19 protein-coding genes are annotated in these 21992 nt (G+C 33.7%); 13 read left to right on the top strand and 6 right to left on the bottom strand.

All coding sequences use genetic code 11. The features are described from left to right. Nucleotides 1-83 precede the first annotated feature (83 nt). From FDN13_RS03080 to FDN13_RS03060, 5 genes are all read right to left on the bottom strand, one after another. A complete protein-coding gene (locus FDN13_RS03080; protein ID WP_138978853.1) occupies nt 84-257 on the bottom strand; it encodes a zinc-ribbon domain-containing protein in 174 nt (57 codons plus the stop codon). A 146-nt stretch (nt 258-403) separates the two neighbouring features. After that, nucleotides 404-838, bottom strand: a complete 435-nt coding sequence (locus tag FDN13_RS03075; RefSeq protein WP_168190054.1) for a Fur family transcriptional regulator — start codon at nt 836-838, stop codon at nt 404-406. Between the two features lie 4 nt (nt 839-842). Then, complete coding sequence (locus tag FDN13_RS03070) at nt 843-1682, bottom strand: metal ABC transporter permease (protein WP_138978851.1); 840 nt, start codon at nt 1680-1682, stop codon at nt 843-845. Next, the gene (locus FDN13_RS03065) at nt 1676-2455 is read right to left on the bottom strand and encodes a metal ABC transporter ATP-binding protein (RefSeq protein ID WP_138978850.1); all 780 of its coding nucleotides are present in this window, start codon (nt 2453-2455) and stop codon (nt 1676-1678) included. Before FDN13_RS03065 ends, FDN13_RS03070 begins: the two co-directional genes overlap by 7 nt. 11 nt (nt 2456-2466) lie before the next feature. Then, nucleotides 2467-3378, bottom strand: a complete 912-nt coding sequence (locus FDN13_RS03060) for a metal ABC transporter substrate-binding protein (RefSeq protein WP_138978849.1) — start codon at nt 3376-3378, stop codon at nt 2467-2469. Between the two features lie 218 nt (nt 3379-3596). Here FDN13_RS03060 and FDN13_RS03055 point away from each other — a divergent pair, with 218 nt between their 5' ends. The 4 genes from FDN13_RS03055 (at nt 3597) to hisS (ending at nt 10624) form a co-directional block, all read left to right on the top strand. After that, entirely contained in the window at nt 3597-7358 is a 3762-nt protein-coding gene (locus FDN13_RS03055) for a phosphoribosylformylglycinamidine synthase (RefSeq protein WP_138978848.1), read from the top strand. Nucleotides 7359-7570: 212 nt separating this feature from the next. Further along, the gene (locus FDN13_RS03050) at nt 7571-8560 is read left to right on the top strand and encodes an ornithine cyclodeaminase family protein (protein ID WP_138978847.1); all 990 of its coding nucleotides are present in this window, start codon (nt 7571-7573) and stop codon (nt 8558-8560) included. Between the two features lie 82 nt (nt 8561-8642). Beyond that, nucleotides 8643-9290: a beta-phosphoglucomutase gene (gene pgmB / locus FDN13_RS03045; protein WP_138978846.1), complete on the top strand. Its 648-nt coding sequence runs from the start codon at nt 8643-8645 to the stop codon at nt 9288-9290. An 11-nt stretch (nt 9291-9301) separates the two neighbouring features. Continuing rightward, nucleotides 9302-10624, top strand: a complete 1323-nt coding sequence (gene hisS / locus FDN13_RS03040; RefSeq protein WP_138978845.1) for a histidine--tRNA ligase — start codon at nt 9302-9304, stop codon at nt 10622-10624. Between the two features lie 61 nt (nt 10625-10685). On the opposite strand, the gene FDN13_RS03035 is transcribed toward hisS, so the two are convergent. Next, nucleotides 10686-10982, bottom strand: coding sequence for a hypothetical protein (locus FDN13_RS03035; protein ID WP_243120255.1), 297 nt, complete (start codon nt 10980-10982; stop codon nt 10686-10688). A 177-nt stretch (nt 10983-11159) separates the two neighbouring features. Between FDN13_RS03035 and FDN13_RS03030 the strand changes: the two genes are divergently transcribed. The 9 genes from FDN13_RS03030 to orr all read left to right on the top strand — a co-directional run bounded on the left by FDN13_RS03030 (nt 11160) and on the right by orr (nt 21884). After that, complete coding sequence (locus FDN13_RS03030; protein ID WP_138978843.1) at nt 11160-12401, top strand: competence/damage-inducible protein A; 1242 nt, start codon at nt 11160-11162, stop codon at nt 12399-12401. 26 nt (nt 12402-12427) lie between these two features. Next, the gene (locus tag FDN13_RS03025; protein WP_138978842.1) at nt 12428-13819 is read left to right on the top strand and encodes a sigma-54 interaction domain-containing protein; all 1392 of its coding nucleotides are present in this window, start codon (nt 12428-12430) and stop codon (nt 13817-13819) included. Between the two features lie 261 nt (nt 13820-14080). After that, nucleotides 14081-15121: a 2,4-diaminopentanoate dehydrogenase gene (gene ord, locus FDN13_RS03020; RefSeq protein WP_138978841.1), complete on the top strand. Its 1041-nt coding sequence runs from the start codon at nt 14081-14083 to the stop codon at nt 15119-15121. Between the two features lie 4 nt (nt 15122-15125). Beyond that, the gene (gene ortA, locus FDN13_RS03015; RefSeq protein WP_138978840.1) at nt 15126-15437 is read left to right on the top strand and encodes a 2-amino-4-oxopentanoate thiolase subunit OrtA; all 312 of its coding nucleotides are present in this window, start codon (nt 15126-15128) and stop codon (nt 15435-15437) included. Next, nucleotides 15434-16852, top strand: coding sequence for a 2-amino-4-oxopentanoate thiolase subunit OrtB (gene ortB, locus FDN13_RS03010; RefSeq protein ID WP_138978839.1), 1419 nt, complete (start codon nt 15434-15436; stop codon nt 16850-16852). The genes ortA and ortB overlap by 4 nt, the downstream gene beginning before the upstream one ends. 10 nt (nt 16853-16862) lie before the next feature. Continuing rightward, the gene (locus FDN13_RS03005; RefSeq protein ID WP_168190053.1) at nt 16863-17234 is read left to right on the top strand and encodes an ornithine aminomutase subunit alpha; all 372 of its coding nucleotides are present in this window, start codon (nt 16863-16865) and stop codon (nt 17232-17234) included. Further along, a complete protein-coding gene (oraE, locus tag FDN13_RS03000; protein WP_138978838.1) occupies nt 17234-19438 on the top strand; it encodes a D-ornithine 4,5-aminomutase subunit OraE in 2205 nt (734 codons plus the stop codon). The genes FDN13_RS03005 and oraE overlap by 1 nt, the downstream gene beginning before the upstream one ends. A gap of 15 nt (nt 19439-19453) precedes the next feature. Further along, nucleotides 19454-20809 (top strand): GlmL-related ornithine degradation protein, encoded by a 1356-nt coding sequence (locus FDN13_RS02995; protein WP_138978837.1) that lies wholly within the window; start codon nt 19454-19456, stop codon nt 20807-20809. Nucleotides 20810-20825: 16 nt separating this feature from the next. Next, nucleotides 20826-21884, top strand: coding sequence for an ornithine racemase Orr (gene orr / locus FDN13_RS02990; RefSeq protein WP_138978836.1), 1059 nt, complete (start codon nt 20826-20828; stop codon nt 21882-21884). Nucleotides 21885-21992 lie beyond the last annotated feature (108 nt).

Below are 21992 nucleotides of genomic sequence, written 5' to 3'. Positions count from 1 at the left end.
CCACTTCATAAAGTTGGGTAGTTCACAATGGCTTATATTACACCTATGATAAAAGGAGAGCTTTTGCTCTCCTTAATGTTTAGTTACTTTCTAAAGTCTTTTGAGCCTGAATGTCTTTCATGCTTTCTTGCTCGCCTGCATTCTGGACACCTTAAAGGATCGTTTTGAAATCCTTTTTCTCTATAGAATGCCTGCTCTCCTTCTGTAAAAGTGAACTCCTTGTGACAATCTTTGCAGATAATTGTTTTATCGGGCATTTTTTAGACCTCCTGTGGTATTGGATTAGGGATTTAATAACTCAAAGACTTTTATAACCCCAATCCGAGGATTAGAACTTTGGTATTAAATCGCTGTTAATATTGTTCCCAAGAATACATAAATTAAACATAAAAAAACTAAATAACTATTTTTTATTATCCTTACAGTTTTCGCAGTATCCATATATTTCAAACTTGTGTGTTTCTATTTCAAATCCAGTTTCATTTTTGATTTTATTTTCAAGTTCTTTAAAAGGACACTCATCTATTTCAATCATCTTATTACATTTTAAGCATATTATATGATGCTTATGATTTTTTCTACTGATTTCAAATCGTGCTTTATTATCGTTAAAAAGTGTATTTTTTATAACAAGATTTCTTTCAATAAGCCTATCCATATTTCTATAGATAGTTGAAAGGCTTATTGATGAGTCATTTTGTTTTAAATACAGATAGATTTCTTCTGCAGATAAAGGTTTGTCTGAGTTATATAATATCTCAAGTATATCAGTTCTATGCTTTGTTTTTTTAAATCCTTCCTTAGTTAATATCTCATTATATCTATTTTTGTTTTCCACAAAATCATCCCCTTTGAAGAGACTTATACTTTTTCTTTAATAAAAGTTTAGCTATCTTATTTATTGTTAAAATTATTAAAAGGATTATAACACCTATTATTACTATTGTACCACCGGGCTTTAAATTAACGTAATAGGAAATGAAAAGTCCTAATACCATAGAGAGTTCGCCAAATAAAATAGAGTATATAAATGTTTGCTTGTAACTTTTAGCAATCTGTATTGCACAAGCTACTGGAAGAACCATAAGGGATGATACAACAAGGGTGCCTACGGTACGGGCAGATACAGATATTGCTATTGCTGTTAATAATGTAAAAATAAAATTTATAGTTTTAACTGGAATCCCTGAAATCCTTGCGGCTTCTTCATCAAAGGTTATAAAAAATAGTTCTTTATAAAGAATAGAAACAATAATTATTACAAACAGGCTTAATGTTATTACTACAAAAAGCTCTAAATCGCTTATTGCAACAATACTTCCAAATAAAAAGCTGTTGAAGTTTGAAGAATTTTTTACAAAGCCAGATAAAATGCCTGCAAGTCCAATCCCTGTTGACATTATAACTGCTATTGCTATTTCAGCATATTTTGAAAAGGATTTTCTAATTAATTCTATGCTAAAGGCGGCGATTATTGAAAAAATTACAGCACCTATTATAGGGTTTATTCCAATTACAAGCCCTGCTGCAACCCCTGCTAAGGAGTTGTGGGATAAGGAATCACCAATCATAGAAAGTCTTTTTAAGACTACAACAACTCCTATGCAGGGAGTTATAACAGCAATTAGAATACCAATCATAAAAGCTTTTTGCATAAAGTCATATTGAAATATGTCTAACATTTGATACCTTCTTTCTTAAATAAGTTTTTACAGTAGTGAGCTTCAAAATTTAAATCATAGCCATAAACTTTTTTTAGAATATCTTTTATCATAGATTCATCTTTGGCCTTTGTTACATTTCCTTTATCACTTATGTATAAAAGTTTGTTAGCGTGGAGGGCAATATTTTCAATGTCGTGAGTAACCATAACTATAGTTATTCCTTGTTCTTTGTTTAATTTTCCTAAAAGGCAGTATATAGCACTTTCGTATTCTGTATCAATTCCAACAGTAGGTTCATCAAGAAAAAGTATTTTAGGGTTATTAACAAGAGCTCTTGCTATAAATACCCTTTGCTGTTGTCCTCCAGATAAGTTTCCTATAAGTTTTGTAGCACATCCTTCAAGACCTACTGTTTCGAGAGTTTTATATACCAATTGCCTATGGTATTTATTTGGAAACTTGAAAATGCCTATTTTTGAATATAGATTTGCACATACTATTTCTTCAACAGTGGCAGGAAAGCTTGTGTTAAAGGAATTTGCCTTCTGTGAAACGTAACCGATGCTGCTCCAGTCTTTAAAATCCTTTATATTTTTTCCTAACAATTTAATATCTCCGTTTAAAGGATTTAAAATTTTCAACATAAGTTTTAACAATGTACTTTTGCCACATCCATTAGGACCTAATATTCCAACAAAGTCTCCTTTTTTTACAGTAAAACTTATATTTTTAAGTATAAGATTATTTGAATATCCAAAACTTAAATTATTTACTTCAATTACATTTTCCAAAATATCACCTTCTATTGTAGAGCTTCCTTTAAAACTTTTAGGTTTTCTCTCATCACAGAAAAGTAGTCCTTTCCTGCTTTAATGTCCTCATCTTTAAGACCTTCAAAAGGATTTAAGACTGCTGTTTTTGCATTAACTTCCCTTGCTATTGTTTGAGCGACCTTTGGACTTATAAGTTCTTCAAAAAATATGTACTTTACATTATTTTCTTTAGCAAACTTAACTATCTGTGCCATCTTTGATGGTGTTGGCTCTGAATCAGCTAAAAGTCCCTCAATTGCAATTTGGTTGAGATTATATGCATCACAAAGATAACCAAAGGCACAGTGGGAAACAACTATATCTTTTGTTTTAAATTTTGATACCGCATCTTTATATTCCTTATCAAGCTTATCTATTTTTTTTGCATTTTCTGCATAGTTTTTTTCATAATATTCTTTGTTTTGAGGATCCTTTGATACGAGAGCATCTTTAATTATTTCCATTTGTTTTTTTGCATTTTGAGGATTGAGCCATACGTGAGGATCGTATTTTAAATCCTCATCAATGTCAGTATTTTCTATAAGCTTTAATCCTTTTGAAGTTTCAACAATTACAAGATTTTTATTATTTAATGAATCTAATACTTTATCTATCCATCCTTCCATTCCAGCACCATTGTATATTAAAATATCAGCCTTTTCTAAACTTGCAATATCACTTGGGGATGGTTCATAGTCGTGTGGTTCAATACCTGATGGAACAAGATTTTTAATATTTATTTTATCTCCACCTATTTTACTTGTAAAATCATACATAGCATAAAAACTTGTATATACGTTAAGCTTATTTGAAATTTCTTTCTTATCGCTATTTTTAACATTGCAGGATGAACAGAATAAAATAGCGATTATTGCTAAAATTAAATATAACTTGTTTTTCACATAAACCTACCTCCTTAATACAAATGCAAATCATTTGCATTTTAAACATTATTATAATAAATCATTTTTAAAATAGTTTCAACAGCATTATATTTTTTGTTTATATCTGTTGAAAAATTATATTCTATGATATAATATTTACAATAATCATAATGATTTTATAAAAATATAATATAATGTTCGTTATATGACAAATATTATAGTAAGGGGTAGAGAAAATGGATAGAAAAATTAGAAGGTTATTTGTTGAAAAAAAAGAAGGATTTAATGTTGAGAGCAAAAAGCTGTTAAAGGATATAAGGGAAGACCTTAGGATTGATGTGAAAGAAATTAGAATATTTAATAGGTATGATATTTTAGGACTTTCAGATGAGGAATTTGAGAAAGCAAAGAGTAATGTATTATCAGAGCCAGCTGTAGATTTTGCATATAATGAAGAGATAAATATTAATAAAGGAGATAGGGTTTTTGCAGTTGAGTATCTTCCAGGACAATATGACCAAAGAGCTGATTCAGCTTCACAGTGTATTCAGATATTAACAGGGAAGGAAAGACCTGTTGTTTTGGTATCTAAGGTTATAGTTTTAAATGGAAATATTTCAGATGAAGAATTTGAAAGAATAAAAAAATACTGTATTAACCCTGTGGATTCAAGAGAAGCTACATTAGAAAAGCTAAATAGTATGGACTATGAGTTTAAAGAGCCTGAAAACGTTAAGATATTGTATGGATTTATTGAATTTGATGATGAAGAGCTTTTAGAGTTTAAAAATCTACATGATCTTGCTATGAGTTTTGAAGATTTAAAGTTTTGCAGGGATTATTTTAAAAATATAGAAAGAAGAAACCCGACTATTACAGAGATTAAAGTTATAGATACTTATTGGTCTGATCATTGTCGCCATACGACTTTTCTTACAAATATTGAAAACGTAAACTTTCAGGAAGGTAAATATTCAAAGCCAATAGAAAAAGCATATCAAGAATATATTTCATCAAGAGAGTATGTATATGAAAATAATAAAAAGGATATATGCCTTATGGATATTGCAACTATAGCAATGAAAGAGATGAGAAAGAGGGGGCTTTTAAAGGATCTTGATGTATCAGAAGAGATAAACGCATGTAGTATTGAGGTTGATGTTGATGTAGATGGAAATATCGAAAAGTATCTTGTTATGTTTAAAAATGAAACCCATAACCATCCAACTGAAATTGAACCCTTTGGAGGAGCTGCAACATGTCTTGGAGGTGCAATAAGAGATCCTCTGTCAGGAAGATCGTATGTCTATCAAGCTATGAGAATAACAGGAAGTGGAGATCCAAGAGTAAAAATAGAGGATACCCTGCCAAATAAACTTCCTCAAATAAAAATAACAAGGGAAGCTGCAAAAGGGTATAGCTCCTATGGAAACCAAATTGGTCTTGCAACAGGCTTTGTTGATGAAGTTTATGATGAGGGGTTTGTTGCCAAAAGGATGGAGATTGGAGCTGTAATAGGAGCCGTACCTAAAAAGAATGTCGTAAGGCAAACACCAGTCGAAGGAGATGTTGTAATTCTTATTGGAGGAAGAACAGGAAGGGATGGTTGTGGTGGCGCCACAGGATCTTCAAAGGAGCATGATGAAGAATCAATTGTAAAGTGTGGCGCAGAGGTTCAAAAAGGAAATGCAGTTGAGGAAAGGAAGCTTCAAAGGCTTTTTAGAAACCCAAATGTTAGTAGAATGATAAAAAGATGTAATGACTTTGGGGCTGGAGGAGTTTCGGTTGCAATAGGTGAACTTTATGATGGAATTGAAATAGATCTTGATACAATACCTAAAAAATATGAAGGATTAGATGGAACAGAACTTGCGATTTCAGAGTCTCAAGAGAGAATGGCAGTGGTTGTATCAAAAGAAGATGCACAGAAATTTATTGATTATGCTAAAGAGGAAAATCTTGAGGCTACTGTCGTAGCTAAGATAACTTCAAATAGAAGGCTTAAAATGAGCTGGAGAGGGAACGTTATAGTTGATATATCAAGGGATTTTCTTGATACAAACGGAGTAACACAAAGAGTTGATGTTTATGTTACAGCCCCTGATGAAAAAAATAGCTATTTTAATAAAATATTAGAGGATAAAGATGATTTAACAAAGATGTGGATTGCTAACCTTCAAGATCTTTCCGTATGCAGCAGAAGGGGTCTTGTTGAGATGTTTGATAGTACAATTGGTTCAGGTACAATCTTAATGCCCTTTGGAGGAAAATATCAGTTAACTCCAATTGAAGGTATGGCTGCAAAGATACCAGTTGAAAATGGTAATACAACAACCTGTACTTTAATGGCTTATGGATATGAGCCAAAGCTTGCTAAGTGGAGCCCTTTCCATGGAGGAGTATATGCAATAGTTGAAGCAGTATCTAAAATAGTTGCTATGGGAGGGGATTATAAAAATATTAAGCTTACCCTTCAGGAATATTTTGAAAAACTAAGGAAAGAGGCTAAAAGATGGGGGAAACCCTTTAGTGCATTGCTTGGAGCCTTTTATGCTCAAAAGGTACTTAACATACCTGCTATAGGTGGTAAGGATAGTATGTCTGGAAGTTTTAAACATCTTGATGTTCCTCCAACACTTGTAGCTTTTGCTGTTGGTATTGCTGATGCAAAGAATATAATATCTCCAGAGTTTAAAAAGGTGGGAAGCAGAGTAGTTCTTTTAAGTATGGAAAGAGATGAATATGACCTTCCTTGCTTTGATGTTTTAAAGAAAAACTTACAAAAAGTTACATGCCTTATAAAGGAAGGGAAGATATTATCAGCTCATACAGTAAGATATGGTGGAATTGCTGAAGCTATTAGTAAAATGAGTTTTGGAAATAAAATAGGTTTTATCTTTTCAAAACAAGTAGATGAAAAAGATTTATTTATGCCAGAGCTTGGTTCTATTATTGTTGAGATAGATGATAATACAGATATAGATAAAGAGTTTTATGGTTTAAATTATACAATGCTTGGTATAACTCAACAGGAACCTTATATTAAAATTAAAAGTACTAATATATCTATTGATGAATGTATAGAAGCATGGGAAAAACCTCTTGAAAAGGTATTTCCTACTAAGACTAAAAAAGATGAAGTAATTAAATCATTTCCTTTAAAAAGTTTTATTAGCAGCAAAAGTGATTTAAAGTTTGCAAAGCCAAGAGTGTTTATACCTGTTTTTCCCGGAACTAATTGTGAGTATGATTCTATAAAAGCCTTTGAAAGGGCAGGAGCCAATATAAATTTAGCTATATTCAAAAATTTAACTTCAAAGGATATAGAAACTTCTATTTGCGAAATGATAAAAGGAATAAAAAATTCACAGATTATAATGATACCGGGAGGATTTAGTGCCGGAGATGAACCAGATGGTTCTGGTAAGTTTATAGCTACTGTATTTAGAAATCCAAGGATTAAAGAAGAAGTAATGGACTTTTTAAAAAATCGTGATGGTCTTATGCTTGGAATATGTAATGGTTTTCAGGCCTTAATAAAGCTTGGCCTTTTACCTTTTGGAGAGATAAGGGATATGGAAGATGATAGTCCAACATTAACTTATAATGAAATAGGGAGACATATATCAAGAATTGCATTAACAAAGGTTGTTTCAAATAAATCGCCTTGGTTTAATAATGTAAAGGTAGGAGATGTTCATGCAATTCCAATTTCCCATGGCGAAGGAAGATTTGTAGCAAAGGATGAAATAATACAAAAGCTATTTGAAAATGGTCAGGTAACAACTCAATATGTTGATTTTGATGGCAATCCAACATATAATATAAAATTTAATCCTAACGGTTCTGCCTTTGCTATTGAAGGCATAACAAGCCCAGATGGAAGGATACTCGGGAAGATGGGACATTCAGAAAGAATAGGTTTATGTACTTTAAAAAATATTCCTTTTGAGAAGAATCAAAGGATTTTTGAAGCTGGGGTTGAATATTTTAAATAAATATAAAGATTATTTAAACCCATAAACTTAAGCATTTAAAAAGGATTAGGTTTTAAGTTTATGGGTTTTTTATTATACTATAATTAAGTGAGCTACCCCAACTTATAGAAGTGGGTGACTTCTGTTGCTAATTAGGTTAAATTAATGAATTATTGCATAAAAATAAAGAAAAGTTTTATAATGAAGATATATTTAAAATATGGAGGGATAGTATGTTACTATTGACGAAGGAAGATATAAAGAAAGTGTTTACTATGAAGGATGCAATAGATGCAGTAAAAACTGCCTTCAAATTATATTCAGAGGGTAAAAGCGTAGTTCCTTTAAGGACAAATATAGATGTTCCTAAATTCCAAGGACAATCTTTGTTTATGCCAGGATATGTTGAGGATTTAAACAGCCTTGGAATTAAAATAGTCAGCGTGTTTCCTAAAAATGCTCAAAAAAATATCCCTTCAGTTCCTGCAAAGATGATACTTTTAGATGGGACAACGGGTGATGTTTGTTGTATAATGGATGGAACATATTTAACACAGCTAAGGACAGGTGCAGGTTCTGGTGCTGCTACTGATATACTCTCAAATAAGGATTCAAAAATCGGTGCTCTTATAGGGACGGGAGGACAGGCAAGATGCCAGCTTGAGGCTATGTTATCTGTAAGAGAGCTTGAGGAAGTCAGGGTTTATAGCCTTGAATATGAAAAATCTTGTGAGTTTGCTGAAAATATGCAAAGGGAATTAAAAGAGTATAATGCAAGGATTATACCTGTAAAATCTTCAGATGAGGCTGTTTGTGATGCTGATATTATAACTGCAGTTACAACTTCAAAAAGTCCTGTATTTGATGGGAAAAAAGTAAAAAAAGGAGCACATATAAATGGAGTAGGCTCCTACACTCCGAATATGCAGGAGATGGATGAATACATAGTTTCAAAGGCAGAAGGTTTTTATGTTGATTCAAAGGAAGCGGTATTATCTGAGGCTGGGGATATTATAATACCCATTAATAAAGGTGTTATAACAAAGGATAGAATAGACGGAGAAATAGGAGAGCTGTTAACAGGAAAGATTAAAGGAAGAAGGTCTAAAGAAGATATTACAATATATAAAACGGTTGGTATATCGGTTATGGATATAGTAACTGCCTATAAAATATATGATAAAGCACTGCAGATGGGAATAGGGGTATTTGCAGACATATAAAATATAAAGGATTGAGATGCTTTGACATTTATGCTATAGTTTATTTGATTATAGCAACTGTATTTTGTTTGGGGGTTTAAATATGTCAGTTAAAGGGTGTATTTTTGATTTGGATGGAGTTATAGTTGATACTGCAAAATATCATTATCTTGCATGGAAAAGACTTGCCAAGGAGCTTGGCTTTGAATTCACAATTAAAGACAATGAAAGACTAAAGGGAGTCAGCAGGATGAAGTCCCTTGAAATACTTCTTGAGATTGGGGGGCTAAACTTTGATGATGAAACTAAGATAAAGCTTGCCGAAAAAAAGAACAACTGGTATGTAGAATACATATCTAAAATCGATAAGTCTGAAATTTTCATAGGAGTAGAAAAGTTTTTAATATCTTTAAGGGAAAATGGAATTAAAACAGCCCTTGGCTCTGCAAGTAAAAATGCAATGATTATATTGAATAATCTTGGAATTGAAAAATACTTCGATGCTATAATAGACGGCAATAAAGTAAAAAAAGCAAAGCCAGATCCAGAAGTTTTTCTGCTTGCTGCGAAGGAATTGAATATTGAACCTAAGGATTGTGTTGTTTTTGAGGATGCAGAGGCAGGAATTGAGGCTGCAAAAAATGCAGGAATGTATGTGATTGGTGTAGGTTCATCAGATAAACTGCATGGCGCTGATAAAGTTATTTTAGGATTTAATGAAGTTAATATCGATATCATTAATTTTAGTTAGGAGGAGAAAAAATGAAGGAGCAAAAAGTAAAACCATCTATTCTTCCAGGATTTATGGAGCTTTTGCCAAAAGATCAGATATTATTTAATAAAATGATGGATACTATAAGAAGGAACTATGAAAAATATGGATTTGTTCCACTGGATACACCTCTTATAGAAAAATCAGAGGTTCTTCTTGCAAAGGGTGGAGGAGAAACAGAAAAGCAGATATATAGATTTACAAAGGGAGATACGGATTTATCTTTAAGATTTGATTTAACTGTTCCTCTTGCACGATATGTAGCACAGCATTTTTCTGAGCTGAATTTCCCCTTTAGAAGATATCATATCGGCAAAGTTTACAGAGGGGAGAGAAACCAAAAGGGGCGTTTCAGGGAATTTTATCAGTGTGATATAGATATAATAGGAAATGGAAAGCTCAGCATTATAAACGATGCAGAGATTCCGAGTATAATATACTCAACCTTTAAAGATTTAGGATTTGAGGATTTTACTATACACATAAACAACAGAAAGGTTCTTAATGGTTTCTTTGAATCTGTCAAGGTAGATAAGAAGGTTGAAGTATTAAGGATAATAGATAAGCTTGAAAAAATAGGTTATGATGCAGTAATCAAAGAGCTTGAGGAAATAGGAATTGAAAGAGATTCAATAGATAGTATAATGGAATTTATAGGGATTAAAGGCTCTAATGATGATATATTATTAAAGCTTAAAGAACTTAATATAGAAAATGAACAGTTCCTTTTAGGACTTGATGAACTTAATAAAGTAGTGCACTATATTAGATGCTTTAACGTTCCAGAAAAGAATTTTATAATTGATTTGACTATAGCAAGAGGACTTGACTATTATACAGGTACGGTATATGAAACAATTCTTAATAATTATCCACAAATAGGAAGCGTATGCTCCGGTGGAAGATATGATAATCTTGCTGAATTTTATACGGATCAAAAACTTCCAGGAGTTGGTATATCCATCGGCTTAACAAGGCTTTTCTATCAGTTGAGGGAAGCTGAAATAATAGGTGAAAACGCTTCATCGACATTATCTGAAGTATTGCTTATTCCTATGGGAGAAACTCTCGATTATTCTATAGAAATTGCTAATTTATTAAGGAATGAAGGAATCGTATGTGAAATTTACTATGAAGATGCTAAATTAGGAAAGAAGTTTGCTTATGCGGATAAGCTTAATATTCCTTATGTAATTCTCATTGGTGAGGATGAACTGCAAAGAAAAATGGTTTCCTTAAAAAATATGAGTACAGGCGCACAAAATATTGTAGAGATTAGTGAAGCTATAAAAACAATAAAAAACCGGGTTTAATTAAAGAAAAATATATTAATAAAAGGAGCATAATGCTCCTTTTTTAAACTATTTATCTAAATTATTTTATAGCTTTTAGTTTCGCTATATCAGACCAGTTATTGGCAGTAACCATTTCAACTTGAGATAAATCTTTTCTTATAGATTTAATTTCTCCTTTAACTTCAGCCATATCGTGTTTTAAATTTTCAACTTCTGCTGATATAATTTCCGTTCTATGTTCTAATGCTCTTAAAATATTTGTATGTTCGGCTAAAGTACTTTGCATGGAACTAATATTGCTTTTTACAGAGTCCATATCTAATTTTAGGGAGCCTATGTCTGACTTCATAGAATTCATGTCTTTTTGTAAGTTCATTAAAATTTCTAAGATTTTTTCTTCCATTAGAACCACCTCGCAAAAAAATTATATCATAAATGCAGCAGCTTTTCTATGCTGATATAAAGGGTTAAGAAAAGTTTAATTTTATAGCATATATTATGGTATAATATGTATAGTATTTTTGTTATATAAGTTAAAATTAGGAGTGATAAAATGATAGCTGAAATATTATCAGTGGGAACCGAGCTTTTGCTTGGAGATACACTAAATACCAATGCCCAATATCTATCAAAGAGGCTTGCAGACTTGGGAATATTTGTATATTTTCAAACTGTTGTAGGGGATAACAGTGAAAGATTAAAAAAAGCCTATGATATTGCCTTTAAAAGAGCAGATATTGTAATAACAACTGGAGGGCTTGGACCTACAAAGGATGATTTAACAAAGGAGATAGGAGCAGAATATTTTGGGAAAAAGCTCATTCTTCATGAAGATTTGCTTGAGGAAATAAAGGGATATTTTAAAAAATTAAATAGAGATTTTGCAAAAAGTAATGAAAAGCAGGCATATTTTCCACAAGGGGCTGTTATACTTCCAAACGAAAATGGTACAGCACCTGGATGTATAATAGATGAAAAAGGCAAAATGCTTATTATGCTCCCAGGTCCTCCCTTTGAGATGATACCTATGTTTGAAAATTATGTTGTTCCCTATATTAAAAAATATATTGATGGTGCAATAGTATCTAAGGTAATAAGAACCTTTGGAATTGGAGAGAGCCATATGGCAGAGAAGGTTTCAGATTTAATAGAAAACATGACAAATCCAACAGTTGCACCCTATGCAAAACAAAACGAAGCAATACTTAGAATAACAGCAAGAGCAAAGGATGAGTTTGAAGCTAAAAAGCTTATAGAACCTATAGCACAGGAAATAAAAAAGCGTCTTGGGGATTATATTTATGGAGAAGATGAGGATACCCTTGAAAATGTTGTAGGAAAAATGCTCATAGATAATAATTTAACTATATCAACTGCAGAATCCTGTACTGGTGGACTTGTGGCAGCAAAGCTTATAAACTACCCGGGAATTTCAAAGGTGTTTATTGAAGGGGCTGTAACTTACAGCAATGAAGCAAAAATAAGCCGACTGAAAGTTAAAAAAGAAACATTAGAAAAACATGGAGCTGTAAGCAGTCAAGTGGCAGCAGAGATGGCATTAGGGATTGCAAAAGCTTCAAATACTAGAATTGGCATTTCAACTACGGGAATAGCAGGCCCAGGCGGAGGAAGCGATGAAAAACCTGTGGGCCTTGTATATATAGGGCTTTCCATAGATGGAAATGTTAAAACAATAAAATATAATTTTTCGGGGGACAGACAAAAAATAAGAGAAAGAGCTGCAATGTATGCAATAGACTTTCTTAGAAGAGAGCTGAAAAACATTATAAAATAAAGCTTTATATCCGGAAGGAGATAATTATGGATTTTTATAGAAAAATCCTTGAGATACTTATAGATAATATAGACGAGGGCATTCATGTAATTGATAGTGAAGGTAAGACAATCATATATAATAAAGCTATGGAAACCCTTGAGGGATTAGATGGAAGCGAGGTAATAGGTAAAAAAATACTGGAGCTATTCCCAAGCCTTAATGAAAACACAAGTACATTATGTAATGTACTAAAAAGCGGAGAAGCTATTGGAGAGAGATATCAAAGCTATGTTAACAAAAAAGGTTATAACATAACCGCTGTAAATATAACTCTCCCTATAAAATTAGATGATGAGATAGCTGGGGCAATTGAAATCTCAAAGGATTTTACAAAGGTTAAGGAGCTTTATGATAGAATAATACATCTTACAGGAAAAAGCAAAATCGAGATTAAAAGTGATAAAAAATATAGTTTTGATAACATAACAGGATGCAGCCCTAAATTTTTAAAATGTGTAGAAATGGCTAAAAAAGCAGCTGCTTCTTCATCGACAGTTTTGATATATGGAGAAACTGGGACAGGGAAGGAAGTTTTATCAAGATGTATTCATAATGAAAGCGAAAGAGCTTTAAAACCTTTTGTTGCCCTTAATTGTGCAGCACTTCCTGAGGGACTTCTTGAGAGCATACTCTTTGGAACCATAAAGGGAAGTTTTACAGGTGCTGTTGACAGAATTGGCCTATTTGAACAGGCAAATGGAGGAACACTGCTTTTAGATGAGATAAATTCAATGAGTATATCCCTTCAGGCAAAACTTTTAAGAGTTCTTCAGGAAGGTTATATAAGAAGGGTTGGAGATGTTAAGGATATACCAGTTGATGTAAGAATAATTGCAACCACAAATGAGGATCCTTATACAGCAATTGTTAATGGTACTTTAAGAAAGGATTTATATTACAGGCTTAGTGTTGTTAATATTACAATACCAGCATTAAGGGATAGAAAAGAAGATATACCTTTATTTATAAAAGAATTTATAAAAAAATACAATGATAAATTTTCTAAAGATGTTTGGGATGTGTCAAAGGAAGTATATGATGCATTTATGTCATACGATTGGCCAGGAAATGTAAGAGAGCTTAAGAATTATATTGAAGGGGCTATGAACATGGTTTCAGGCCATATACTTCAAAAGGAACATTTTACACACCAAATACAGGATACTTTATTTAATTCAAAGGATGAAAATATGCTTAATATTAATAATTATTCCTTTAGGATTTCCCTTGATGAATATATGGATGAGATTGAAAAAAAGATAATAAAAGAAGCCCTTAAAAAGTGCGAAAATAACATATCTAAGGCATCAAAACTTTTGAAAATAAAAAGGCAGACTCTTCAGCAAAAAATTAAAAGGTATAATATAAAAATATGATAAAAAAATTGCACCCTTATGCAAAAAAAATTGCATGGGTGCATTTTTTTTGTATATAAGCTTATATACTCATATAGCATTCTGCAAAAATAATTGCGCTTAAGATTAAGAATAATCATAAAAGAATAAAAATTAATAATAAAAATGCAGTATGTTATAAATTTATGTATATATATAAATTGAAATTTAAAATTCCTATAAAAATTATGGCATGATTTATGCAAAAAAATATGTAAAAAATTAATTTTGGAGGGTTAATATATGGATAAAATTAAAGTAATACTTTGGGGTATTGGCAACATGGGAGGCGGCATGGCAAAAATGATTCTTGAAAAGGAAGGCTTTGAAATTGTAGGGGGTATAATAAGAAATCAAAGCAAAGAAGGAATGGATCTTGGAGATTACCTTGAAATTGGAAGAAGGCTTAATGTAAAAGTATCAACTAATGCCAAGAAAGTTTTAGAAGAAACAAAGGCAGATGTGGTTTTACTTTCAATTGATTCTTTTGTCGAAGGAGTATTTGAACCTATTAAATTAATAGTTTCTAATAAGATGAACGTTATAACTATTGCTGAAGAGATGGCATATCCTTATAAGGTTGCTCCTGAAATGTCAAAAGAGATGGATAGACTTGCAAAGGAAAACGGAGTTACAATACTTGGAACAGGAGTAAACCCTGGGTTTGTACTGGATACTTTAATAATAACTTTAACTGCAGCATGTAGAAGTGTAAAGAAGATAAGAGCAGCAAGAATAAATGACTTATCACCCTTTGGAAAGACAGTTATGGTTGAGCAGGGCGTTGGTACAACTTATGAGCAGTTTATGAAGGGAATTGAAGACGGATCAATTTATGGACATGTTGGCTTTGAAGAATCAATACCAATGATTGCAGATGCTCTTGGAATTGAAATCGATGAGGTAAAACAGACAAGAGAGCCAATTATATCAAAGGTTCATAGAGAAACTAAGGATGTTGTTGTAGAGCCAGGTATGGTTGCAGGATGCAGACACTGTGGCTATGGACTTAAAAATGGAGAGCCGGTAATTATACTTGAGCATCCACAGCAGATACATCCAGAACTTGAAAACATTGAAACAGGTGATTATATATGGATTGAAGGAGATCCAAACATCAACCTTTGCATAAAACCTGAAACTCCTGGAGGAATAGGGACCATTGCAACAGCTGTTAATATGATTCCCCATGTTATAAATGCAAAGCCAGGTCTTGTTACAATGAAGGATCTTCCAATACCACATGTATTTATGGATGATGTAAGGAATCATATAAAGAGGTGATATAATGTCTGATGCAAAAAAAGGTGACTGGGTACAGATACATCAGATAGTTTTAAAACCAGAGGAAAGAACGGGAAAGCTTCCTGAGGATACAAAGAAGGTTCCTCTCGAGCTTTGGGTAAAGGGATTTTTAAATCATGATGCTAATCTTTATGATGAGGTTGAGATTACAACTTTAACAGGAAGAATAGTTAAGGGTGAACTTGTTTTAATAAATCCAAGGTATGAATATGGATTTGGAGATGAATATGTTCCTGAGTTATTAAAAATTGGAAAACAGCTAAGGGGCATTTTAAAGGGCGGTGACAATAAATGAAAGTTGATGTAAGTTTTGATGCAGTAATGAATAGAAAAAATGAAATAATGAAAAAAGCCCTTGGAATGGATTACTCCATATATGAAAGCGGAGGCATTGCCTTTGATTATGAAAAAATGATGAGGGATATAGGCTTTGGAATTTCATATATTATGAAAATTCAAAGAGAAACTGGAGTTGGAAATACTCCTCTTTTAGAGCTTAAAAATTTAACAGAGCTTGTTAGAAAGATTTCACCTAAAGGTAAAGGCGCAAGAATATTTGTAAAGGATGAAGCATGCAATCCTTCAGGAAGTTTTAAAGACAGAAGAGCTTCTGTTTCTGTGTATATAGCAAAAAAGCTTGGCTATAAGGGAGTTGTTGCTGCAACCAGCGGAAACTATGGTGCAGCAGTTGCATCACAGGCTGCTATGAGAAACTTAGACTGCATTATAGTTCAGGAGTGCTATGATTCAAGAAAGATTGGTCAGCCTGAAATACTTGAAAAACAGAGAAAGTGCGAATGCCTTGGTGCTGAGGTTGTACAGCTAACGGTTGGCCCTGAGCTTTTCTACACCTTCCTTAGAATACTTGAGGAAACTGGATATTTTAATGCTTCACTTTATTCTACCTTTGGAATTGCAGGGGTTGAAACTTTAGGATACGAAATAGCCATTCAGTGCAGAGAGATGATAGGACATGATCCTGATGTAGTAGTTGCAACCCATGCAGGAGGTGGAAACTTAACAGGTACAGCAAGAGGTCTTATTAAAGCTGGGGCTGTAAATACAAAGGTAATAGGTGTTAGTGTTGATTTAACTGGACTTCATATGGCATCAGATAAAGCCTTTAACAGAAAATCTTTTACAACTGGGCACACAGGCTTTGGAGTTCCATACACCACTGACCCTGATCATTCTGATGTTCCAAGAAGTGCGGCAAGGGCATTAAGATATATGGAAGATTATCTTTTAGTAAAACAGGGTGAGGTATTTTATATAACTGAAGCATTATCGCAGCTTGAGGGACTGGAGAGAGGCCCTGCAGGAAATACATCCCTTACTGCTGCCTTTGCATTAGCACAACAGATGGATGAAGATAAAATCATAGTTATTCAGGAAACTGAATATACAGGGGCAGGAAAGCATCCTTTAGCACAGCTTTCCTTTGCAAAGAAAAATGGAGTTGAAGTTAAATTTGGGAATCCTGATGAGGAAATACCTGGAACTAACATAATACTTCCTGAGCATCCAAGCCTTATTAAAGTTAGACATGCAGATATGGATAAAATGAGAAAATCATATATAAAAAATGCAATAAATAGGGCAAAGGTAGATTGTGTAAATGATAAAGATATTGAATTTTTAGCATTAGAAACAAGAACAAATAGAAAATTTGTAGAATCGGTATTAGATGAACTTGGAATAAAAAAATAGGAGGGGGATTATGCCTATTAAAAGAGCTGATGATTTTGAAGTTAGAAGGCAGCATCTTAAAGATCTTACCGATGAAGAATTAGAGCAAAGATTTTGGGCTCTTGCTGAAAAAATAGTTGACCCTTTAGTTGAATTGGCAAGAAACAATACAACTCCATCAATTGAAAGGTCAATCCTTTTAAGGATGGGATTTTCAAGCCTTGAAGCAAAGGATATTGTAAATAATACTATAGACAGAGGTCTTATGGGAAAAGGAGCAGGGCATGTTGTTTTAAAGGTATCAAAGCATCTTAACAGAGATTATAGGGAAGTTGGACGGGAGATGGCCCAGGGACTTCATTGGGACTTAGCAGTAAACATTTTTAAAGGAGGTGAAAAGTAATGGAACTTAAAAGAAATGAAAAAATAGATATAGATGAGATTTTAAAGGATTTGGAGCATTATCGTCCAAGAAGAAGAGGATGGCACTGGAGAGAGCCTATTGATAATCTTGAGATGGGTCCCTTTACTTTTCACGATATGAGTAAACCCTTAAAAAACAGCTATGGTCTTCCTTCATCTAAGTATTTTGGAAATATTGATCCTCAGCCTAAGCCTGTTATAACAACTGAAATAGCATCAGGAAGGTTTGAGGATGATATAAGAAGAATGAGAATGGCTGCATGGCATGGTGCAGATCATATTATGGTTATAAGGACTGCAGGACAGAGCCACTATGACGGGCTTATTGAGGGTACTCCTCAGGGAATTGGAGGAATTCCGGTTACAAGAAAACAGGTAAGGGCACAAAGAAAGGCTCTTGATATGATTGAGGATGAAGTTGGCCGCCCAATCAACTACCATTCCTATGTATCAGGGGAAGCAGGCCCTGACATTGCTGTTATGTTTGCAGAAGAAGGAGTAAATGGTGCCCATCAGGATCCACAGTACAACGTTCTTTATAGAAATGTAAATATGGTGCGCTCTTTTGTAGATGCAGCTGAAGCAAAAAAAATAATGGTTTGGGCTAATATGGCACAAATAGATGGTGCGCATAATGCTAATGCTACTGCAAGACAGGCATGGAAGGTTATGCCTGAGCTTATGGTTCAGCATGCAATAAATTGTATGTATTCAAGAAAGGTTGGTATGGATCCTAAAAATATCTGCCTTTCAACAGTTCCACCAACAGCCCCTCCTGCACCTTGTTTAAGGCTGGACTTACCCTATGCTGTAGCTTTAAGAGACTTTTTCCATGAATATAGAATGAGGGCTCAGATGAATACAAAATATATTGAATCAGATACCAGGGAAGCTACGGTAACCCATGTTTTAAATATTTTAACATCAGTTTTAACAAGTGCAGATATTCAGTCAACTATAACTCCTGATGAAGGCAGAAACGTACCATGGCATTACAACAACATTGCTGCAGTAAGTACAGCAAAACAGGCCTTTGCCGGAATGGACGGCCTTATGGAAATGATTGAACTTAAAAAAGATGGTTATCTAAAAGAAAAGGCAAGAGAGATAAAAGAGAGAGCAGTTCTTTTCATGGAAGAGATTTTAGAGGTTGGAGGATATTTTAAGGCTGTTGAGGAAGGATTCTTTGTTGATTCTGGATATTATCCTGAAAGAAACGGAGATGGAATAGTTAGAAAAATAGATGGTGGAATAGGTGCAGGAACTGTATATCCAAGGGATAAGGATTATATGGCACCAGTTACAGCTCATTTTGGATACAACAACCTTCCTGAGGGAATAGTGAATCCATCAGATTTAATAGATGGATGTACCTTTGAAAAGCCAGAGAAAATAGTTTATATTGATGAACTTGATGAAGAGGATAATGTAAATGTAAGGCTTAATGAGTCAAGAAAATACTATAGCAGGGAGCATGTAAAGCCAGAGGTTGAGTGGGCAGGAGATGGATATATACTTCAGACAATGTTTCTTCCTGTTGATGAAAGCACTGCTGAGGTAGTTGCCCTTGAGATTGGAAAGAAGTTAGGTCTTGTAGATGTTGAAGTAGTTCACAAAAACATCATGCAGGAAGCTGAAGGAACTTTAGTTGAAATAAAGGGAAGAGTTCCTTTTGAAATCGATGCAACAAAGCTTTACATTCCTCCAAAGCCTGAGGTTATGTCCGATGATGAGATAAGGGCAGATATTGAAAGAAGACCTATGAAGGTGGTTGCAGGAACCGTTGGAAACGATGAACATTCTGTTGGTTTAAGAGAAATAATAGATATAAAGCACGGTGGAATAGAGAAATATGGAATAGAGTGCATATATCTTGGGACTTCAGTTCCTGTTGAAAAGCTTGTTGATGCAGCAATTGAGGCTAATGCTGATGCTATACTTGCAAGCACTATAATAAGCCATGATAATATTCACTATAAAAACATGAAGAAAATTCATGAGCTGTGTATTGAAAAAGGCATAAGGGATAGAATTATAATTGCCTGTGGAGGAACCCAGGTTGCAAATGAATTTGCAGTTGAAGCTGGAGTTGATGCAGGCTTTGGAAGAGGAACTAAAGGTGTTCATGTTGCTACTTTCCTTGTTAAAAAGAGAAGAGAACTTGAATCAAAGGGATTAAAATGATTAGAAGGTGCATTTATGAAAGTTGATGTTCTTGTTGCAGAAATTGGAAGCACTACAACGGTTGTGAATGCCTTTTCAGGCATTCACAACGATAATCCGGTATTTATAGGGCAAGGGCAATCTCCAACAACTGTTCTTGATGGAGATGTAACCATTGGGCTTAAAGGTGCAGTTGAGGATTTAAAGAGGAACTTAAATATTGATGAAGTTGAATACGATGATTTTCTTGCATCAAGCAGTGCAGCAGGCGGTCTAAAGATGACAGTACATGGACTTGTATATGATATGACAGCAAAGGCTGCAAAGGAAGCTGCCCTTGGGGCAGGAGCTATTATTCATCTTGTAACTGCAGGACGCCTTAGAAGAAGCGATATAAAAAAGATACAGGATATAAAGCCTAATATAATATTAATTGCTGGTGGCCTTGATTTTGGAGAGAGGGATACTGCACTTTATAATGCTGAGGAGATTGCAGCATTAAACCTTGGAATTCCTGTAATCTATGCAGGTAATATAGAAAACCATGAGGATATAAAGGAAATATTTAAAGATTATAATTCAAAACTTTATATAGTAGATAATGTTTACCCTAAGGTTGATCTTTTAAATGTTGAACCCTGCAGAAGAGTTATACAAAGTGTCTTTGAGGAGCATATAGTACATGCTCCAGGAATGACGAAGGTAAGAAGTATGGTAAATGGGCCTATAATTCCAACACCTGGTGCTGTTATGGAGGCTGCAAAACTTTTAAAGGAAGATATAGGTGATTTAATTGTTATTGATGTTGGGGGAGCTACAACTGATGTTCACTCAGTGACTAAAGATTCTGATGAAATAGCAAGGATTCTATTATCTCCAGAGCCTGAGGCAAAAAGAACTGTTGAGGGCGACCTTGGAGTATATGTAAATATGAAAAATGTACTGTCAAGAATTGGAGAGGAAAAACTTGCAAGTGAACTAGGCTTTGATATAAAGCCTATTATTGAAAATTATAAACCTATACCAATTACTGATGAGGAAAAAAGATTTGTAGAAAAGCTTACCCTTGAGGCAGTTTTAACTGCAGTAAAAAGGCATGCAGGTACGGTAAGAAGGCTCTATGGGGAGTCGGGAAGAAAAAGTGTTGCTGAGGGTAAGGATTTAACTCAGGTAAAATATATAATAGGAACTGGAGGAGCACTAACAAGGCTCCCAGGGAGAGTTGATATAATGAAAAAAATTGCTGAAAGAGGAAAAGGAACGGAGCTTTTCCCAACTAAAGAGGCAAAAATTTTAGTTGATAATCATTATATTATGGCATCTCTTGGAGTGCTCTCGAAAAAGTATCCTCAGGCGGCATTAAAACTTTTAAAGGCAAGTCTTGAAATTTAGCAATGGAGAGGATAACATGTATCCAAGATTAGAGATAAATCTTAAAAAGCTTGAGCATAATACAAGAATAATAAAACAAATGTGTGAAAGACATAATGTTAAAATATGGGGGGTAACGAAGTGTTTCTGTGCTAATCCTTTGGCAGCTATGGCAATGCTAAAGGGAGGCGCTGATATGCTTGCTGATTCGAGGATTGAAAATCTTAAAAAGTTAAAGGATATTCCTTCTAAAAAAGTGCTTTTAAGAATACCTATGCATTGTGAAGTCGATGATGTGGTATTATACTCTGATTACAGCCAAAACTCAGAACTTTCAACCTTAAAACTTTTAGGAGAGGCTGCCCAAAGAATAGGAAAAGTTCATAATGTAATTATAATGCTTGATCTTGGTGATTTAAGAGAGGGAGTGTGGCCAGATAATATAGATGAATTCATAGGTGAGGCTGTAAAAATAAAAGGTATTGAAATAAAGGGATTTGGAGTTAATTTAACCTGCTATGGGGGAGTTATTCCAGATGAAGTTAATCTTTCAAAGCTTGTTGATATTTCAAAGGATATGGGGGATAAATATAATCTTGATGTTGAAATAATATCAGGAGGAAATTCAAGCAGTCTTTATCTTGTGGAAAAGGGAACTTTGCCAAAGGGAATTAATAATTTAAGAGTAGGAGAAGCAATTCTTCTTGGAAGAGAGACAGCCTTTGGAAAGAGGTTAGATGGACTTTATGATGATGCTTTTGTTTTAAAGGCCCAGATAGTTGAGCTTAAAGAAAAGCCATCGGTTCCAATTGGAAATATTGGTATGGATGCCTTTGGAGGAAAGCCTGTATTTGAAGATAAGGGAATGATGAAAAGAGCAATAGTTGCAATGGGAAGGCAGGATATAGATATTAATCTTATTCGCCCCTTTGATGAGGATATAAGGCTTATAGGTGCAAGCAGCGACCATACCATACTCAATGTAACTAATTCTAAAAAGGATTATAAAGTTGGAGATGTTGTTGAGTTTTACCTCTATTATGGAGGGCTTTTAAAGGCTGCAACGTCTGCTTATGTGCATAAAGTTTTAGTGTAAAAGCTGAGCCCATAATTGCTGCACAGCCAATCTTTGTCGCTCATTAAGAAGCAATTATGGGCTTAATTTTTGATTTTTTCATATAATTAAAAGATATAAATTACTTTT

It is taken from the genome of Caloramator sp. E03 (assembly GCF_006016075.1).
Taxonomy (GTDB): domain Bacteria; phylum Bacillota; class Clostridia; order Clostridiales; family Caloramatoraceae; genus Caloramator_B.
This window is presented reverse-complemented; position numbering and strand designations above follow the sequence as displayed.

Excerpts from the sequence above, each read along its gene's own strand:
- FDN13_RS03070 (WP_138978851.1), bottom strand. The coding sequence starts at position 1,682 with ATGTTAGACATATTTCAATATGACTTTATGCAAAAAGCTTTTATGATT.
- FDN13_RS03035 (WP_243120255.1), bottom strand. The coding sequence starts at position 10,982 with ATGAACTTACAAAAAGACATGAATTCTATGAAGTCAGACATAGGCTCC.
- ortA (WP_138978840.1), top strand. The coding sequence starts at position 15,126 with ATGTCTGATGCAAAAAAAGGTGACTGGGTACAGATACATCAGATAGTT.
- FDN13_RS03025 (WP_138978842.1), top strand. The coding sequence starts at position 12,428 with ATGGATTTTTATAGAAAAATCCTTGAGATACTTATAGATAATATAGAC.
- hisS (WP_138978845.1), top strand. The coding sequence starts at position 9,302 with ATGAAGGAGCAAAAAGTAAAACCATCTATTCTTCCAGGATTTATGGAG.
- oraE (WP_138978838.1), top strand. The coding sequence starts at position 17,234 with ATGGAACTTAAAAGAAATGAAAAAATAGATATAGATGAGATTTTAAAG.
- FDN13_RS03005 (WP_168190053.1), top strand. The coding sequence starts at position 16,863 with ATGCCTATTAAAAGAGCTGATGATTTTGAAGTTAGAAGGCAGCATCTT.
- FDN13_RS03050 (WP_138978847.1), top strand. The coding sequence starts at position 7,571 with ATGTTACTATTGACGAAGGAAGATATAAAGAAAGTGTTTACTATGAAG.
- FDN13_RS03030 (WP_138978843.1), top strand. The coding sequence starts at position 11,160 with ATGATAGCTGAAATATTATCAGTGGGAACCGAGCTTTTGCTTGGAGAT.
- ortB (WP_138978839.1), top strand. The coding sequence starts at position 15,434 with ATGAAAGTTGATGTAAGTTTTGATGCAGTAATGAATAGAAAAAATGAA.
- FDN13_RS02995 (WP_138978837.1), top strand. The coding sequence starts at position 19,454 with ATGAAAGTTGATGTTCTTGTTGCAGAAATTGGAAGCACTACAACGGTT.
- orr (WP_138978836.1), top strand. The coding sequence starts at position 20,826 with ATGTATCCAAGATTAGAGATAAATCTTAAAAAGCTTGAGCATAATACA.
- FDN13_RS03055 (WP_138978848.1), top strand. The coding sequence starts at position 3,597 with ATGGATAGAAAAATTAGAAGGTTATTTGTTGAAAAAAAAGAAGGATTT.
- FDN13_RS03080 (WP_138978853.1), bottom strand. The coding sequence starts at position 257 with ATGCCCGATAAAACAATTATCTGCAAAGATTGTCACAAGGAGTTCACT.
- pgmB (WP_138978846.1), top strand. The coding sequence starts at position 8,643 with ATGTCAGTTAAAGGGTGTATTTTTGATTTGGATGGAGTTATAGTTGAT.
- ord (WP_138978841.1), top strand. The coding sequence starts at position 14,081 with ATGGATAAAATTAAAGTAATACTTTGGGGTATTGGCAACATGGGAGGC.